The following is a 17,439-nucleotide window of genomic DNA, read 5'->3' as shown; positions in this document are numbered from 1 at the left end:
GGTTTGGTCACTTCAGGCCACGGCCGACCCTAGATTGAACCAACAACACCAGCCGTGGCCACGCCCACGCGCTCCCCGCTTCCGGTGAACTGCCTACGGGCAGCTACGGGTGCTGGTCGCTACCCAACCCCTCCGCCCCTCAAGCCCGCTTCCCACGGCGCAGCGCAGCGAAGACCGTGGGACCCATCACCTGAAGGCTGAACATGATCGCACCCATAGGAGCTGGGCACCATGGTCTTCGCCGTGGTGAGCGCTATAGGGAAAGTGAGTGCTAAGGAACGGGCGCTGCAACAAGGACCCAACCCGTAGGGCGGTCAGCGAAGCTGGCCGCGTTCTAAGCGCCGAGTCTCGCAAACGCGGCCAACTCTGCGAGCTGACCGCCCTACGGCCTTATCCCCCCTTCAGGCACAGCTTCGCTCCCTGCTGCCCGCTTCGGGTGACTCGCCGCGCCTCGTTCGTTATGCCGCCCCTTTGTTGCGCATTGGGGCATTCATGAACGTCGAAGCTCTCGTCTCCCTCGGTCTCTACTTCTTGCTGATGCTGGGGATCGGCTACTACGCCTATCGCCGCTCGACCGATGACAGCGCGGGCTACCTGCTCGGCGGACGCCAGCTCGGCCCGGCGGTGGGGGCTCTGTCGGCGGGGGCGTCGGACATGTCGGGCTGGATGCTGCTCGGGCTGCCGGGCGCGATCTTCGTCTCGGGGCTCAGCGCGTCTTGGATCGCCGTGGGCCTCCTGGTCGGCGCGTTCCTGAACTACCTGCTCGTGGCCCCGCGCCTCCGCGTCTATACCGAGATGGCGGACGACGCGATCACCATCCCCGACTATTTCGAGAAGCGTTTCGGCGATACGAGCCGTGTGCTCCGCGTGCTCTCAGCGGTGGTGATCATCATCTTCTTCACCGTCTACACCTCCTCCGGCATGGTGGCGGGGGGCAAGCTGTTCGAGGCGAGCTTCGGCCTCGACTATCGGCTCGGGCTGTTCCTCACCGCGGGCGTCGTGGTCGCCTACACGCTGTTCGGCGGGTTCCTGGCGGTATCGCTGACGGATTTCGTCCAGGGCTGCATCATGTTCGCCGCTCTTATCCTCGTGCCCGTGGCCACCCTTATGGTGCTGGGGGGCATCGGGGAAGCGGCGGCGGCGCTCCACAACGAGAACCCGGCGCTTCTCTCCATGATGCGCGAGGCGACCTCGGACGGCAGCTCGCAAGCGATCGGCGGCATCGCCCTCGTCTCGCTTCTGGCCTGGGGCCTAGGCTATTTCGGTCAGCCCCACATCATCGTCCGCTTCATGGCCATCCGCTCGGTGAAGGACATGGCCATGACCCGTCATATCGGCATGAGCTGGATGCTGATCTCGGTCCTGGGCGCTGTCGGGGTGGGTCTAGCCGGGCGCGCCTACCGAGAGGAGGAGCCGGGAGAGCTACTCTCCTACCTCGCCGAGCGCGGCGGAGCGGAGCGCTTCGATCCGGAGACCATCTTCATCCTTCTCAGCCAGGTCCTCTTCCACCCGCTGGTCGCGGGCTTCCTTCTGGCGGCAATCCTGGCCGCGATCATGTCGACCATCTCCAGCCAGCTTCTCGTCTCATCGAGCTCCCTGACCGAGGACCTCTACAAGATCTTCCTGAAGCGCGACGCCAGCGAGAAGCAGCTCGTGACCATCGGCCGGGTGTCGGTGCTGGGCGTGGCGCTGGTGGCGATCCTGCTCGCCTTCGACCGCAGCTCGAACATCCTCACCCTGGTCTCCAACGCCTGGTTCGGCTTCGGCTCGGCCTTCGGCCCGGTGATCCTGCTGAGCCTCTTCTGGAAGCGCATGAACAGGGCGGGAGCCTTGGCCGGTATGGTCACCGGGGCGGCGGTGGTGCTTCTGTGGATCTACGGCCCCGAAGGCAGCCACCAGGCTCTCGCCGCGATCCTGCCGGGCTTCGCCCTTTCCACCTTAGCCACGATCGGGGCATCACTGCTCACGACTGAGCCCAATCGTCCTACCCTCGACCGTCACGCCGAGGTGAAAGCGGTAGTGCGTAACGCATAGAACTGAAAAGACTGGGGAAAGCTGTAACAATCCATCACGATTGGCCTTCCCGCCTTCCCTCTCGCTTGCGCGATCTATCTGCTCATTCAAGCGCGGAAGGGAGCGAAGGATGGACGATCGGACCTCGATGGGAGACCAAGTGCCGTCCGCTGCGCTCCGGGCGCTGCGCCGGTGGGCGGACCGGGCAGGCGTCAATGTTGACGCCATGGCGGACGAGATCGGCGTGGCCCTGCCGCAGAGCAGCGGCACCCTTCCGCTCAAGGGCTTCCTGCAGCTCCAGTCCGGCCTCAACCGGTTGGCCGAGCGTCGGTTCTCCTCATCGATCGAATCGAGCTCCTACAACCCCGGCATTCTCGGCGGCCGCATCGACCTCGCCATGTCCCGCCTGCCGACCAGGGGCACGCTGCGCGACGCCATGCGCACCATGGCGATGGCCGTGAACGCCCAGCAGGGCCGGGAGGTCGCGCAGATCGAAGCGCGGCCTGGCCTTCTCGGCTTCGTGCTCGACGATCGCGCCCTCTTCAACCCTGAGGACGACCCCGAGTTCGCACAGTTCTCGATGGAGACGGCGCTGCTGCGCATCCATGCGGTGCTGCGCCTCATCATCCCCCAGGCTGCGGCAGGAGGCTTCCGCGCGGTGGAGCTGCGGCGCACCACCGGCCCCTCGCCGGTCCCGTTCGACAACTACGCCGAGACCCGCCTGGCCAGAGAGCGCTACGGCCTCTTCTACGACCAGACGGCGGCGGAGCGTGTGCAGACCTTCCCCCCGCCCAGCACCCTCAGCCACGAGGCCGTGGCCGAAGAGCAGATCAGGATGCTCTCAGGCCGGGTGGACGAGCGCACCTTTGCGGGGCGCGTGCGCCTTCTGATCGAGGAGGGCACCGGCGATCAGTCGGGGGTCGCGAGGGCCTTGGGCATGTCGGTGGCGACCCTCAGGCGCCGCTTATGCGAAGAGGGGGCGAGCTTCCGGCTCATCCGCACCCAGGCGCTGACCTCCAAGGCGGAGGTGATGCTTCGAACCGCCGAGCCCCTGGCCCAGATCGCCGTCAAACTCGGCTTTGCCGATGTCCGAAGCTTCTCCCGCGCCTATAAGAGCTGGACAGGCTTCACCCCGAACGAGCATCGGCGCCGGGTGCGCAACTAGAAGGGCGCCCCAAGCGACCTCTTCGCTCACGGGCGAACCTTAACTCGCGGAGAGGGGTTAGCTCTCCATGTCTATCGTTGCGTCAGCCCGACCCGCTCTCCTCCTCGCTGCTATCTCCGGCCTTTGTCTCGCCGCACCCGAAGGGGCTGCGTCAGATCATGAGAAGAAAGTCGCAGCGCAGGCTGAGCATGTGCTCGCCGCCGCTGTCCCCGACCTGATTCACCGCTACTATGACGAGGGCGGAACGAGGCTTTTCACCGCGGACAAGCGGGGAAGAGAGAATATCCGTCAACTGATCGAAGAGATCGAGAAGTTGGAGGCCGCGGGCCTCAACCCTGAAGACTACGGCCTCTCCGCCATGAAGACCGCCGCGCCCCTCGGCGGTGACCGGCTCGAGGCCGCCGGTGCGCTGGCCCTCACCGCGCTGGCCTCGGACCTTCGAGACGGCGTGTCGGACCCGCTGATCGTGTATACGGAGGAGGAGCTGGAGCGAGGCGAGGCCTCACGCGCGGAGCTTCTACGGGAGGCAGCCTTGGCGAGCTCGGTCTCCGACTTCCTTCAGTCGCTGAGAACGGACAACCTCATCGAGATGAAGCTCAACGAGGCTCTTCGAACCTATATAGCTTATGCGGAGGAAGAGGCCTGGGAGCCGCTGGCTCTGTCCGCGGAGGTGCTGGAGGAAGGCGACGAGGGCGCCGATGTCCGTGCGGTCGAGGAGCGCCTGGCTGCGGAGGGCTTCTACCGCCTACCGATCGAAAGTGAGGTGGAACCCGCTTTTACGCTGCAGTTGAAAGCCGCCGTCGAGGCCTTTCAAGAGAGCCGCGGGATCGCTACGGACGGTGTGGTCGGGCCGAGCACGCTTGCACGGATGAACGAGACGCCGGATGAGCTGGTCGAGGCGATCCGTCTCAACCTCGAACGGGCGAGATGGCTACCCCAAGATTTTGCGGAGCGGCATCTCTTCGTCAACATCGCCAACTACACGGTGGATGCATTCGAGGGGGAGGAGCGGGTCTTCTCCATCAGAACGGTGGTGGGTACGACTTACAACCAGACGCCGGTCTTCGCCGACGAGATGGAGTATGTGGTCGCCAATCCGTACTGGAACATTCCGCGCTCGATCCTTGTCGAGGAGGTGGCACCGGCCCAGGCGAAGGACCCGACCTATCTCGAGCGCAAGAACATGGAGGTGGTCGAGGGCTGGCAGGAACAGGCGCCGCTCGTCGATCCGGCTAGCATCGACTGGTCATCCGTAGACGGAGACGAGAGCTGGCGGGTGCGTCAGCGCGGCGGTCCCAGCAACGCGCTCGGGCTCATCAAGTTCATCTTCCCCAACCGCTACTCCGTCTACCTCCACGACAGCCCGGCGGAAAGCCTGTTCGGGCGCACCGAGCGCGCCTTCTCCCACGGCTGCATCAGGGTCGAAGAGCCTGCGAAGTTGGCCGAGTGGGTGCTGGAGGGGACGGATTATGAGAGCCGAGAAGCGATAGACGAGCTACTGGCCAGCGAGCGCAGGGAGCAGATTTTCCTGCCGGAGAAGCTTCCGGTCTATGTCGCCTACCTCACCGTCTGGCCGGACACCGAAGGACGCGTGAAGTTCCTCGAAGACATCTACGACCGCGACGAGCCGTTGCGTCAGGCGCTATCCGAGGGACGCCAGAAAGCGGGCCGGCAGGTAGCGGCGCTCCTGCGCTAGGCGAGCCTAGCGAGAGCGGCGATCAAGGGACGGATCAGGCGAAGAAACGGACGCATGGGCAGGCTCCTTTGTGCCCCGTGAGAACACGAGCAGGAGGGCTTGGTTGCCGCCAGGCGAGGGGCGCCGGGTTTTGTGAGGGACCCATGTCGCAGTGAAGCCTCTCTCAGCGCTTCCCACGGCGAAGCGAAGCGCAGACCGTGGGACCCATCTTCTGAAGCCTGTCAAATGTTCGCCGGTGGGAGATGGGTCCCACGGTCGAGGCCGTGGGAGGCGTTAGAAGGAGAGCGGAAGCGCATCTAATGCAAACCCTTCGAAGCTCGGCGGCGGAACGGGAAGGCAGCCGACCGGGTGCCCGGACCGTAACGGTCCGCCCCATCGGAGCGCCTGCGGCGCGTGAGATCAGAAAATGGTGGAGCTAAGCGGAGTCGAACCGCTGACCTCGTCATTGCGAACGACGCGCTCTACCAACTGAGCTATAGCCCCATCCGGGAGATGCGGATTAGGCTCGCCGGCGCGTAGCGTCAACCGCCTGCTTGCTCGATGGCCTCGCGGTGCTGGCGGGCTTCCTCGACATAGAAGGCCGCGCCCATCAGGGCCATCTTGTCCTCCCCCTCCTTGAGATCGCGTAGCTTTCTCGCGGGCATCCCGCCCCAGAGTTCGCCGGAGGGGACGCGCTTGCGGTTGGATAGGAAAGCCCCGGCGGCGAGGAAGGCGCCGCTCTCCACCACGGCCTCGTCCAGCATGGTGGCGCCCATGCCAACGAAGCCGCCATCCTCCACGCGGCAACCATGCAGCATGCAGCGGTGACCGACGAGGACGTTCTCGCCGATCAGGACTGGGGTGCCGCCGCGCGAGGCCTTGTCGACGTGGCAGATCGTGCCGTCCTGGACGTTGGAGCCGCGGCCCACGACGATCTTGTTGGTATCGCCGCGCAGGATGCAGCCGTACCAGACCGAGGCGTCAGGTCCGATCTCGACATCGCCGATCAGGACCGCGCCAGGCGCGACGAAGGCGGAAGGGTCGATCTTCGGGGTGTTGCCGTGAAAGGGCAGGATAAGGGGAGCGGGTAGGGGGGTGTTCATTCGGTCTCCCCCCCGGTGCCGCTGTCGTCATAGCGGAAGACGGCACGGACACGGCACACGCCCTGGTCGAAGGGGGAGGCGCCCCTGGTCCCGAAGACGGAGCGGGAGAAGAACACCTGGTCGCCGCTGCCGATGCAGCTACTGCCTGCGGGGCCGTTGCCGAGGGCGATGGACTGGGCGTCGCCCAAGGGCAGGCAGGGCTCGACGAAGGTCAGAAGGTAGCGGTCGTTCACGCCCCGACGCAGAATGATCCCCTCGCCGCCGTCCCATTGGGCAAAGGCGTTCACCTGCCCGGTGAAGCAGGCGCTGGACAGCTCCTCGCCCACATTCAGATCGTCCTGGGGCAGCACGGCACCATTGGCTGCCTGGTCGCCCAAAGCCTCTCCGCTCGCGCATGCCGCGAGTGCAAGCAGGAGCGCTCCCGTTATTGTCCCATCACGAAAAGCCTTCATGACACTCTCCTAAGCTGCCTCCGACGCTGCCCCGTTCGGCTCAAAGTGCCAAGGAAAAAGGGCTTTCGGGCAGTCTGACTTTCGTTACACAGTTTCGATTTCGCCTTGTCACAATCGCGACAGTATGCGACGTCGCACTTCTGGTGGCGGATCGGTCTGGGGAGGCCTTCTTTGTTGGGACTGGAGGCAACAGCCCTGCCGTTCGGCTGGCCGCCTGCGCTGGTCGCCAGCGTGGCGGCTGCGCTCATGGCCTCCCTCGGCATCGTGCTGGTCAGCACCAGGCCCGGCGTGGCGGAGCGGCACCGCGCTACCCTGGCGGCGCTCGCCTCCGGTATCCTTCTCAGCACGGCGCTGTTCATCCTGCCCGAGGCCTTCGCCGGTAGCGAAGCGGCGCCCCTGGCGGTACTGGCGGGCTACTTCGTCTTCTTCACCTTCGGGCGCTTCGCCAGAAGGCCGCACGGGCGCGCCTTCGCCGCCTTCTTTGCCATCGCCGCGCACAGCACCATCGACGGCATGGAGTACGGGCTTCTCTTCTCCGCCGACCCTGTGGCGGGGCTTTTGGGTTCCGTCGGCCTCATCATTCACGAGTTCTCCGAGGGCATCGTGCTGCTCTTGATCCTGCGGACAGCGAAGATACCCATGGTGCCCGCGGTCCTTCTGGCGCTGCTCGGCGCCGCCGTCACGACGCCCGTAGGCACACTGGCCACGCTGTCGGTGCTTCCGGAGCTGAGTGAGGAGAACCTCGCGCTGGGCCTGGGCTTTGCTGCCGGGGCGCTGCTCTTCGTCGGCGCCAGCCAGTTGCCGGAGGAGTTCGGTGAGCTCGGCTACCGCTCGGCCATCACGGCCTATGCGTTCGGCGCGATCTTCGCGGTGGTGATGATGTGGACGACCCACCAGCACGACCATGCCCATGCGGACGAGCATGCGCCCGGTCATTTCGGCTCGCGGGAGCACCGCCACTAGAGATCACACGAAAGAAGTGCGGCACGTGCTGCGGCAGGGGCAGGGCAACCCTTGCGCCGCAGCACGCACCGATATGGCCGCGAGGAAGCTGCACTGGGAAGAGAGCGCCCCTTGCAGCGTTTGGTGAGGGAAGGATGTCCTCCCGGCCATGACCAACCCTAGGTTGCTGCCGTGAAGATGCCGTTAATGGCCGCATCTTTTCGGCGAGCATCCGCTCGGCTAACGGCGCCCATATGCTCGATCACCGCAAAGCGCTCGTTCTCTTCTCCGGCGGCCAGGACTCCGCGATCTGCCTCGCCTTCGTCCTTGCGCGCTACGCCCGTGTGGAGACGGTGGGCTTCACTTACGGCCAGCGCCACGAAGTGGAGCTTCGCCAGCGCGATATCGTGCTGGAGAAGATCCGTGAGCTGCCCGCGTTGAGGGGAGGGCGCCTCGGCCGCGACCATATGATCGACCTTGGCTATCTCAGTGCGCTCGGCGCCACGGCGATGACCGAGGAGATGACGATCCGCACCGCCGAGGACGGCCTACCCAACACCTTCGTGCCGGGGCGCAACCTCGCCTTCTTCACCGCTGCCGCAGCCCTAGCCCATCGGCGCGGCATCGGCACGCTGGTCGGCGGGATGTGCCAGACGGACTACTCAGGCTACCCGGACTGCCGCAGCGCGGCGCTGCGCGCGCAGGAGCGGACACTCCAGGAAGGGCTGGGGCAGGACATCCGCATCGAAACGCCGCTCATGCACCTCACCAAGGAGGAGAGCTGGCGGCTGGCGGAGAACATGGGCGGCGAAGCGCTGGTCGCCCTGGTCGAAGAGCACACGCATACCTGCTATCTAGGCGATCGGATCCGCCGCCACCCCTGGGGCTATGGCTGCGGCACGTGCCCGGCCTGCGAGCTGCGCGCCCAGGGGCACGAGGCCTACAGAGCTAGAGCGGTTTGAACCCGCACCGGGTCAACTGACCCGCTCTAGCTTTTGCAGCAGCTTTCCACCGCGAACCGGTTCACACTTCGCGGTTCGTTGCTCTAGCCCTTCAGAAGAGCGGTGAGCTTGCGCGCCACCGCGTCGAAGTGCTGGTCGGCCGTCGTCCAGATGCCCGCCCCAGGCAGGATGCGCGGATCGTTGAGGCCGGTGACGTTGTCGGCATCTTCGATCACCGCGAGAAGACGCCCGTCTTCGCTGAGCTCGATCCTGACCGAAGCCCTACCCTCGGAGATCGAGTTGAAGTCGAGCCCCGGCTGAGCGGCCAGCTCCGCCTGGGTCGGGCGGTTGGCTTCGAGCTGGGTTAGAATGGTGCGCACGGTGAGGATGCCAGGGCCGCCCTCCTCGACAAGCTCCACCTCGCGCGCCAGCGCTTCTTCGATCTCCTCGCGCAGATCGGCGAGTTTGTACTCGATGTCGCGTGTGGCGATCTCCCGCTCCAAGGAGCGGGTGGGCAGGCGGCGGTCGGCCCTTGCCTGCAGCTCCTCGCCCGCCTCGGGGGCGATCACCTGCACCTGCTCGTAGCTGCGAAAGTCGTTGGTCTCGACCGCCTCGAAACGGTCGAACCGCTTGGCGGCCTCCGGCCCGGTGGGACCGCCCGCGCAGGCAGCCAGGCAGAGGGGGAGGGCAAGAAGCAGGGCGCGCATGGACAGTCTCCGTCGTTGGGGCTGCTGAGGTTTCCGAGGAGGTTAACCTTTTTGTTCCGCTTGTCCAAATCGCGGCGGTCACAGGGTCACCTCTCCCTCCGGGAGAGGTCGAAGGCTGCATGGCAGGCTTCGGGTGAGGGCGTTCTAAGTCCGTAGCTCAGTCACCACTCGCCCTCACTCGACATCGAAGATGTCGATCTCTCCCAAAGGGAGAGATGAGCCGCCCGACCCCTAGCCCTGGAACGGCGCCATGCCTTCGCGCGCGAGCTGGTCGGCGGCCTCGTTGCCCTCGTGCCCAGCATGGCCCTTGACCCAGGCCCAGGTAACGTCGCGGGACGAGGCGAGGTCGTCCAGGCGCTGCCAAAGGTCCTGGTTCTTGACCGGCTTCTTGGCCGCCGTCTTCCAGCCATTGCGTTTCCATCCGTGTACCCAGGTGGTCACGCCGTTCTTCACGTACTGGCTGTCGGTGGTGATCCTGATCGGGCCTTCCGAGGCGGTCTCCTCGAGCGCGCGGATCGCCGCCATCAGCTCCATGCGGTTGTTCGTGGTCTGCGCTTCGCCGCCGCAGAAGGTGCGCTCCGCTCCCTTCCCGGTCAGAAGCACGCCCCAGCCGCCGGGGCCGGGATTGCCGGAGCAGGCACCATCCGTATACGCTTCGATCATGTGGCGGCTCCCATCTTCTCTCTTCTCTTCCGCATCAGCTCCAGCCAGGGCAGCGGATCCTTTCCCTGGTAGAGCGCGCCTTGAGGGGGGAAGACAAGGTCCGTCGCGCGGCTGAGGAAAAATCGCAAGGCGCTGCCGGTGAGAAAGGCGGGGAGGGCGGCCTTCTCGGCCTTCGTCAAGGGGCGGACGGTCTCGTAGCCTTCGAGGAGGGCATCGCCCTGACCCTCGTCGGGCCTGTCCTCCGGCGTATAGGCGTTCATGGCCACGGCGAGATCATAGGCAAGGTCGTCCGTGCACGCAAAATAGAAGTCGATGACCCCTGAGATCGCCCCGTCCGACCAGAGGAGGTTGTCGGGGAAGTAGTCCGCATGGATCGCGCCGCGCGGCAGGCCGGACGGCTTGCTTACGGTGAGCTCCGAAAGAACGTCGGACACCTCCGCTTCGAGGCCGCCTGCGAAATGGTCTAACCGACCGCTCAGCCGTTTCGCCATAACCTGCCAGCTTGCCACACCCATGCTGTTGGGCCGGTGCAGACTGGTGTTCGCGGTCACCTGATGAAGGCGGGCCAGAAAGGCTCCGGCCCCGTGGGCATCCTCAGGTGTGGGGGCGGGGATGTCCTTGCCCCTCAGGAAGGAGAGGATCGCCGCGGGCTTGCCTGCCACTTCCGTCAGCATGCCGCCTTCAGCTTGCTCGAGCGGCCGCGGCGCGGGCAGTCCCGCCTCCGCCACCTCGTTCATCAGCGTGAGGAAGTAGGGCAGCTCGCTCAGATCCGTACGCCCCTCGAAGAGGGTGAGGATATAGCGCTTGCCGCCCGCCATGAGCTTGTAGTTGGTGTTCTCGATACCCTGGGGGATGCCGGTCAGGGCGTCGAGCTCGCCGAGGCCGTAGAGGCGGCAGAGCGCCCCGGCCTGCTCGTCCGAGACCTCGGTCAGAACCGCCATGGGTGCGGGGTCAGACGAGTTCGCGGGGGAGCTTGAACTCGACGTCCTCGCGGGTGGTCTCGACCTCCTCCACGGTCACGTCGTAGCGCTCGCGGAAGCCGGCCACCACGCCCTGCACGGCGCTTTCGGGGGCCGAGGCGCCTGCGGTGAGGGCGACGATGGTGGGGCTGAGCCCCTCGACCATGGTCCAGTCGATGGCGCCTACGTTCTCGATCAGGCGCCCCACGGGGCAGCCCGCGCGCTGGCCGACTTCGACCAAGCGGAGCGAGTTCGACGAGGTGGGCGAGCCGACGACGAAGAGAAGGTCGGCGTCCGAGGCGATCGCCTTCACCGCCTCCTGCCGGTTCGTCGTCGCGTAGCAGATGTCATCCTTGTGCGGTACCCAGATCTCAGGGAAGCGCCGCCGCAGAACGCGGACGATCTTGATCGTGTCGTCCACCGACAGCGTGGTCTGGGTGACATAGGCGAGGGGAGTGCCCGCGGGAGGCTCGAAGCGCTCCGCGTCCTCCTCGGTCTCGATCAAAGTCATGGCGCCGCCCTGGAGCTGGCCCATCGTGCCCTCGACCTCCGGATGGCCCGCATGGCCGATCAGTAGGACATGGGCGCCTCGTTTATGGTGGCGCTCGGTCTCGATATGGACCTTGCTGACCAGAGGGCAGGTGGCGTCGAGATAGAGAAGCTTGCGACGCTCGGCCTCGGCGGGGATGGATTTCGGCACCCCGTGGGCGGAGAACAGCACGGGCCTGTCGTCAGGGACGTCGTCGAGCTCGTCCACGAAGACGGCGCCGAGGCCCCTGAGCCTGGCGACCACGGTCTCGTTGTGGACGATCTCGTGGCGCACATAGACCGGCGCGCCGTAGCGCTCGATGGCTTTCTCGACCATCTCGATGGCCCGGTCGACACCGGCACAGAAGCCCCTGGGGGCGGCCATGCGGAGGGTCAGAGGTTTTTTCGCGTTCATTGGTCTGCCAGGGTTCGCGTTCGAACCCGCCCCGTCTATAGGAAAGTCTTTCGGCGTTCCACCGCCAAGTTTCTCACCCCCGCCCGTGGAGGTCCTCATGCGCGCTGCCGCTCTTACCATTCTCGCGCTTCTGAGCGTTGCCGCCTGCGCAAGCACCGAGCGACAGCGGGCGGCGAGGCTCGCCAACCCCGCGCCCTGCCCGAACATCTTCGTGCTCGACCTCGCCTCGCGCTTCGTCGAGTTCGGCGGCGAGGATCCGAGCCTCGAAGCGGTAAAGTTCTCCGGCGAGATCGACGACGTGCAGACGAGCTGCCGCTACTATGCCGACGTGCCGATCCGGGCGGATGTGGACCTCGCGCTCTCGGTGGGCCGTGCCGATGCCAGCGCCGCGGAGACGATCAACATCCCCTTCTTCGTGGCCGTCATGCGCACCAATCGCGACGTGATCGAGAAGGAGGTCTTCGAGGTACCCGTGACGTTCAGGGCCGGTGAGCGGGTGGTCTCTCTGGAGCGCAGCATCGACGAGATCGTCATCCCCCGCCGGGGCGAGAACACCTCCGGCACCAATTTCGAGATCTCCATCGGCTTCCAGCTCACCGAGGCGCAGTACCGCTTCAACCGGTCGGGCAAGAGCCTGAAGTTCCCGGAGTCCTGATGCTCTCCCTTTCCGAACGCTTGAGCGCCGCCGTCGGCGAAGCCTTCGAGGCGCAGGGCCTCGACGCCTCCTACGGCGCGGTGAAGGTCTCCGACCGCCCGGACCTCGCCCCCTACCAGTGCAACGGCGCGCTGGCGGCGGCCAAGAAGGCGAAGCAGAACCCGCGCCAGCTCGCCGAAGCGGTGAAGGCGAAGCTCGACGCCGATGAGGCCTTCAGCGAGGTGACCCTGGCGGGGCCGGGCTTCCTGAACCTCACCCCATCGCAAGGATTGCTCGACGGGCTCCTCGGAGAGCTGCAGCAGGACGAGCACCAGGGTGCCTATCGCCGCGAGACGTCCGAAAAGGTCATCCTCGACTATGGCGGGCCGAACGTGGCCAAGCCGCTCCATGTGGGTCACCTGCGCGCTGCGATCATCGGGCAGAGCCTGAAGCAGATCTTCCGCCGGGCGGGCGACGAGGCGGTGGGCGACATCCATCTCGGTGACTGGGGCCTGCAGATGGGCCAGCTCATCGCCGAGATCAAACGCCGCCAGCCGGACCTCGTCTATTTCGACAGGGCGGTGACCGAAGGCTATCCGGAGGAGAGCCCGGTGAGCGTGGCGGACCTGGCCGAGATCTACCCCGTCGCCTCGGCCGCCTGCAAGGAGGACCCTGGTCGCATGGCCGAGGCGCAGGAGGCGACCGCCGAGCTTCAGGCGGGGCGCCCCGGCTACCGCGCCCTCTGGCAGCACTTCGTAGCGGTGAGCCAGGAGGCGCTAAGGGCGGACTACGGCAGGCTCGGCGTCGAGTTCGAGCTTTGGCGCGGCGAGGCCTCGGTCCACGATTTGATCGAGCCCATGGTGGACGAGCTGGCGGAGCAGAACCTCCTGGAGTTCTCCGACGGCGCCCGCGTGGTCAGGGTCGCCCGCGAGGACGACAAGAAGGACATCCCGCCGCTTCTCATCGTTAAGTCTAACGGCTCGGTGGGCTACGGCTCGACCGATCTCGCCACCCTTGTCGAGCGGAAGAGGGACGGCTTCGAGCGCTGCGTCTATGTGGTGGACAAGCGCCAGTCCGAGCACTTCGTCCAGGTCTTCCGCGCCGCCGCCGCCATGGGGCTCTATCCGGAGGACCGGATGGAGCACGCGGGCTTCGGCACGATGAACGGGAAGGACGGCCGCCCCTTCAAGACCCGCGAGGGGGGCGTCCTACGCCTCTCGGACCTTCTCGCCATGGTGGATGAGAAGGCCGAGGAGCGGCTGAAGGAGGGGGACGGCTCGCTGACGGGCGAGGAGCGCGCCGAGGTCGCCCGGCAGGTAGGGTTGGCGGCGCTCAAATTCGCCGACCTCTCCAACCCTCGGACCACGGACTATGTCTTCGACGTCGACCGCTTCGTCGCCTTCGAGGGCAAGACCGGCCCCTACCTCCTCTACGCCGCCGTGCGCATCGGCTCGGTGCTGAGCCGGGCAGGTTCGAGCGAAGAGGAAGCCCTGGGGTTTGCCGCGGCCCCTGCCGAGCCCGCTGAGCGCGAGCTCGCCATGCAGCTCCTGAGCTACAAGGACGCCCATCGCGGCGCGTACGAGAAGCGCATGCCGCATCTCCTCTGCGAGCACGCCTTCTCCCTCGCCCAGGCCTTCTCGCGCTTCTACGCCGCCTGCCGCATCGCCGACGAGGAATCAGCCGAAGTGAAGAACAGCAGGCTGGCCCTCACGGCGCTCACCTCGCGCCAGCTCCGCGACATTCTCGGACAACTTGGGCTGGAGATTCCGCCGAAAATGTAACCGTCCTGTCGTAAAGTGTGGACTCTCTGCATCACCTTGCAGGGAGTCCGAACGCCTTCACAAAACCGAGATAAAACCCCCTGGAAACTGTCACACGTCCCGACTAACGGCGCCGCGTCTTCTGCCACCCAAGGCAGAATCAATCGGGGTACTATCATGATCAATCATCGTTGGGCAGGCGGCGCCGCCGCCCTTGCCATCGCTGCATCGCTGACGCCTGCAGCCCACGCACAGTTCACCGCTGCGGACATTAACGGTCAGGTTCTAGACGCTTCCGGCAACCCGGTTGCCGGTGTCACCGTGACCATCACTGACACCAGGACCGGCCGCGTCGCTCGTGCCCGCACCTCCTCCAACGGTGTGTTCTTCGAAAGCGGCCTCGCCGTCGGCGGTCCCTACATCATCGTCGCCGAGACGGCCGATGGTGAAGTGCGCCGCGAAGGCGTCCGTCTGCAGCCGTCCACCAACTCGATCACCCTCGCCGTCGAATCCGGCGACGTTGTCGTCGTCCGTGCACAGCGCAGCAGCCGCCTCGACCTCAACAACGGTGTCGGCTCGGCTTTCTCGAGCGAAGACATCCTCAGCCAGCCGACGGTTCAGCGCGACCTGATCGCCACCTTGAACCGTGACCCGCTCGCCCAGTCCGGCGGCGAGGGCAACCTCTCGGTCGCCGGCGCCAACCCGCGCTTCAACGGCCTCGCCATCAATGGTGCGCTGCTGCAGGACGATTTCGGCCTGTCGAGCTCGACCTATCCGACGGCCCGCTCGCCCATTAACCTCGACGCCATCGAGAGCGCCTCGATCGTCGCCGCCGACTACTCGGTCTTCGCTTCGGGCTTCACCGGCGGCCTCGTCAACGCCGTCACTAAGTCCGGTACCAATGAGTTCCACGGCTCGGCCTTCTACTACTACCGCGACGAAAGCTTTAGTGGCGACAGCCCCGCAGGTGTCGACGTCGACCTCGCTCCGTTCGAGGAAGAAGAGTACGGCTTCACCTTCGGTGGTCCGATCATCAAGGACAAGCTGTTCTTCTTCGTCTCCTACGACGAGTTCGACAGCTCGCGCGGCATCAACTTCTCCGATGACGACGCCGAAGACGGCGTGTCCCAGCGTCTCTTCGACGGTCTGAACCAAGTCGTCTTCGATACCTACGGTATCGATATGGGTGGCCGCCCTGGCAATGTCTCAGCTCCAACTACATCCGAGCGCTTCCTTGGCACCCTCGAGTGGAACATTAACGACGATCACCGCGCGCGGGTAACCTATCAGTCCACCGAAGAAGGTCAGCTTGCTTCCATCTCGAGTCTCGAGTTCGTCAGCGCTTGGTACCAAGCTCCCCAGGAAGTCGAAGTCTACACCGCCGAAGTGTTCTCCGACTGGACGCCGGACTTCTCCACGCAGTTCCGCGTGAACTACAAAGACAACTCCCGCGACCAGATCTGCGGCAACCCCGACGCAGGTGAGATCGACATTCGTCTCTCCGCTGACGACCTTGTCGGCACGCCTCTCGAAGGTGCCATCGATCCGGCTGCTGCAGGTGGTGCAGATCGCGATGTCTTCCTGACCGGCTCCTGCGACCGCTTCCGTCATGCCAACGACTTCGAAGACGAGCGCCTGCAGTTCTTCAGCCGTGCCGACTACACGATCGAAGACCACAACATCAGCTTCGGCGTCGAGTTCGAGAACTACGAGCTCTTCAACCTCTTCGTTCAGCGTTCGAACGGCGAGTTCCGCTTTGATAGCTACGATCAGCTCCTGAGCGGCGAGGACGTGCGCATCGACTACAACAATGCGCCGACCAACAATGCCAACGACGCGGCTGCCGAATGGGGCTTCAACAAGTGGTCGTTCACGGCCCAGGACCAGTGGCAGATCATCCCCGAGCTGTCGGTGAACTTCGGTCTTCGCTACGAGCTCTACACCCAGGATGACGAGCCCATCGACTCGGCTTCCTTCCAGGACGAATACGGCTTCAGCTCGGCCCAGAACCTCGATGGTCTGGACCTCTGGCAGCCCCGTGTCGGTTTCGAATACAACCCCTTCGACGGCACCAAGCTGACCGGCGGCTTCGGCCTCTTCTCCGGCGGCAACCCGCAGGTCTGGGTCTCGAACGCCTTCCAAGGTCTTGCTTCCAACGTTCGCGGCAATTTCGACATCACCAGTGTCTCGGAGATCCCGCAGGAGCTTCAGGACGAAGTGGCGGCGATCACCCTCGACACCTTCGTGCCGATCGACGTGATCTCGCCCGACTTCGAGATTCCGTCTGACTGGAAGGCCTCGCTTCGCCTGGACCAGTCCTTCGATGCGGACCTGAACCGCTTCGGTATCCCGCTCGATCTAGGCACGGACTACCTGCTCACGCTGCAGGTTCTCCATAACCGCACGAAGAACGGCTTCCTCTGGCGCAACCTCGCCCAGACGCAGCTGTCCGAGACCCAGCCGACCGGTGTCGCACCCGATGGCCGGATCATCTATGCCGACCTCGACGCGCTGGAGATCTCCAACGTCGTCGCGCTCGACAACTTCGATGAAGGCGAAAGCACCACCTTCACGGCCACCCTCGCCAAGGAGTACGATTTTGGCTTCGGCTTCCAGGTCAGCTACGCCTACCAAGACGTCGAGACGGTCACGCCGGGCACCAGTTCGCGCGGCATCTCCAACTGGCGCGCCATCACCGACATCGACCGCAACTTCCCCTCGGCCGGTGTCTCTCCCTTCGAAGTCGAGCACGCCTTCAAGATCTTCTTCGACTACAATGTCGAGATCATCCCTGGCCTGAATACGCAGTTCGCACTGTTCGGTGACATCCAGTCGGGCGCGCCCTTCACCTATGCCTTCAACGTCGATGCGGACAACGCGCTGTTCGGCCGTGCAGGCGACGGTGAGACGCCGTTCGACAACAACCCGGTCTACATTCCGACGGGTCCGAACGATGCTGCAGTGGTCTTCGCCAGCGGCTTCGATCAGGACACCTTCTTCGCGGAAGTGGACCGCCGTGGTCTCAGCTCCGGCATCCAGGCCCGCAACGACGACCAAAGCCCCTGGAACCAGTTCTGGGACTTCCACTTCGAGCAGGACCTGCCCTTCGCGGACTTCGGCGTGAAGCGTTTCGAAGGTAACCGACTGAAGTTCGTTCTCGACATCGAGAACATCGGCAACCTTCTGAACAGCGAGTGGGGCGTCTTCCGCGACGGTCCGTCCAACAACGACGAAGCGCTCGTCAGCGCCGACCTCGTCTCCGTTGCCGACGTTGCCGCGAACGGTGTCGACGGTGCCACCGCTCTTGAAGGCGACGCGCCGCGCACGACCTGCACAACGCAAGGCGCCTGTGTCTATCGCTTCAACAACTTCCTGAGCGACCGCGACACTGGCCTCTTCCCGAACACCGGCGACGTCGAGCTCGACCGCTCGTTCTACTCCGCCCGGATCGGCATCCGCTACGAGTGGTAAGCTGAGAAGCA

At 65.2% G+C, this 17,439-nt stretch carries 14 protein-coding genes and 1 tRNA gene; 8 read left to right on the top strand and 7 right to left on the bottom strand.

Translation table 11 applies throughout. The features are described from left to right. The first annotated feature begins 492 nt into the window (after positions 1-492). From putP to NOG11_RS13465, 3 genes are all read left to right on the top strand, one after another. Positions 493-2,034: a sodium/proline symporter PutP gene (putP, locus tag NOG11_RS13475; protein WP_256620307.1), complete on the top strand. Its 1,542-nt coding sequence runs from the start codon at positions 493-495 to the stop codon at positions 2,032-2,034. A 109-nt stretch (positions 2,035-2,143) separates the two neighbouring features. Then, positions 2,144-3,178 carry a helix-turn-helix domain-containing protein gene (locus tag NOG11_RS13470; RefSeq protein ID WP_256620306.1) on the top strand — a complete coding sequence of 345 codons (1,035 nt, stop codon included), beginning with the start codon at positions 2,144-2,146 and terminating at the stop codon, positions 3,176-3,178. A gap of 67 nt (positions 3,179-3,245) precedes the next feature. After that, positions 3,246-4,874 carry a L,D-transpeptidase family protein gene (locus NOG11_RS13465; protein WP_256620305.1) on the top strand — a complete coding sequence of 543 codons (1,629 nt, stop codon included), beginning with the start codon at positions 3,246-3,248 and terminating at the stop codon, positions 4,872-4,874. Positions 4,875-5,281: 407 nt separating this feature from the next. On the opposite strand, the gene NOG11_RS13460 is transcribed toward NOG11_RS13465, so the two are convergent. The 3 genes from NOG11_RS13460 to NOG11_RS13450 form a co-directional block, all read right to left on the bottom strand. Further along, positions 5,282-5,357 (bottom strand) — tRNA-Ala (locus NOG11_RS13460). 38 nt (positions 5,358-5,395) lie between these two features. Next, the gene (locus NOG11_RS13455; RefSeq protein WP_256620304.1) at positions 5,396-5,956 is read right to left on the bottom strand and encodes a gamma carbonic anhydrase family protein; all 561 of its coding nucleotides are present in this window, start codon (positions 5,954-5,956) and stop codon (positions 5,396-5,398) included. Beyond that, positions 5,953-6,408 carry a DUF6491 family protein gene (locus tag NOG11_RS13450; RefSeq protein WP_256620303.1) on the bottom strand — a complete coding sequence of 152 codons (456 nt, stop codon included), beginning with the start codon at positions 6,406-6,408 and terminating at the stop codon, positions 5,953-5,955. Before NOG11_RS13450 ends, NOG11_RS13455 begins: the two co-directional genes overlap by 4 nt. A 174-nt stretch (positions 6,409-6,582) precedes the next feature. On the opposite strand from NOG11_RS13450, the gene NOG11_RS13445 reads away from it, so the two are divergent. Next, positions 6,583-7,371 carry a ZIP family metal transporter gene (locus NOG11_RS13445; protein WP_256620302.1) on the top strand — a complete coding sequence of 263 codons (789 nt, stop codon included), beginning with the start codon at positions 6,583-6,585 and terminating at the stop codon, positions 7,369-7,371. Between the two features lie 233 nt (positions 7,372-7,604). Beyond that, complete coding sequence (gene queC, locus NOG11_RS13440) at positions 7,605-8,312, top strand: 7-cyano-7-deazaguanine synthase QueC (RefSeq protein WP_256620301.1); 708 nt, start codon at positions 7,605-7,607, stop codon at positions 8,310-8,312. 83 nt (positions 8,313-8,395) lie between these two features. On the opposite strand, the gene NOG11_RS13435 is transcribed toward queC, so the two are convergent. The 4 genes from NOG11_RS13435 to ispH form a co-directional block, all read right to left on the bottom strand. Further along, entirely contained in the window at positions 8,396-8,998 is a 603-nt protein-coding gene (locus NOG11_RS13435; RefSeq protein WP_256620298.1) for a DUF3313 domain-containing protein, read from the bottom strand. Between the two features lie 231 nt (positions 8,999-9,229). After that, positions 9,230-9,661, bottom strand: coding sequence for a ribonuclease HI (gene rnhA, locus NOG11_RS13430; protein ID WP_256620297.1), 432 nt, complete (start codon positions 9,659-9,661; stop codon positions 9,230-9,232). Next, the gene (locus NOG11_RS13425; protein ID WP_256620296.1) at positions 9,658-10,602 is read right to left on the bottom strand and encodes a homoserine kinase; all 945 of its coding nucleotides are present in this window, start codon (positions 10,600-10,602) and stop codon (positions 9,658-9,660) included. Before NOG11_RS13425 ends, rnhA begins: the two co-directional genes overlap by 4 nt. Positions 10,603-10,612: 10 nt before the next feature. Beyond that, the gene (ispH, locus tag NOG11_RS13420) at positions 10,613-11,533 is read right to left on the bottom strand and encodes a 4-hydroxy-3-methylbut-2-enyl diphosphate reductase (RefSeq protein ID WP_370468294.1); all 921 of its coding nucleotides are present in this window, start codon (positions 11,531-11,533) and stop codon (positions 10,613-10,615) included. A 127-nt stretch (positions 11,534-11,660) separates the two neighbouring features. On the opposite strand from ispH, the gene NOG11_RS13415 reads away from it, so the two are divergent. The 3 genes from NOG11_RS13415 to NOG11_RS13405 all read left to right on the top strand — a co-directional run bounded on the left by NOG11_RS13415 (position 11,661) and on the right by NOG11_RS13405 (position 17,428). After that, the gene (locus tag NOG11_RS13415) at positions 11,661-12,218 is read left to right on the top strand and encodes a hypothetical protein (protein WP_256620294.1); all 558 of its coding nucleotides are present in this window, start codon (positions 11,661-11,663) and stop codon (positions 12,216-12,218) included. Next, positions 12,218-13,978 carry an arginine--tRNA ligase gene (gene argS, locus NOG11_RS13410; RefSeq protein WP_256620293.1) on the top strand — a complete coding sequence of 587 codons (1,761 nt, stop codon included), beginning with the start codon at positions 12,218-12,220 and terminating at the stop codon, positions 13,976-13,978. Before NOG11_RS13415 ends, argS begins: the two co-directional genes overlap by 1 nt. 156 nt (positions 13,979-14,134) lie before the next feature. Beyond that, on the top strand, positions 14,135-17,428 hold the full coding sequence (locus NOG11_RS13405; protein ID WP_256620292.1) for a TonB-dependent receptor: 3,294 nt from the start codon (positions 14,135-14,137) through the stop codon (positions 17,426-17,428). The last annotated feature ends 11 nt before the right edge of the window (positions 17,429-17,439 follow it).

Origin of the sequence: Parvularcula maris (assembly GCF_024505085.1) — a bacterium.
Lineage (GTDB): Bacteria > Pseudomonadota > Alphaproteobacteria > Caulobacterales > Parvularculaceae > Parvularcula > Parvularcula maris.
The sequence above is the reverse complement of the archived record's forward strand: the minus strand, read 5'-3'. Positions and strand labels throughout refer to the sequence as shown.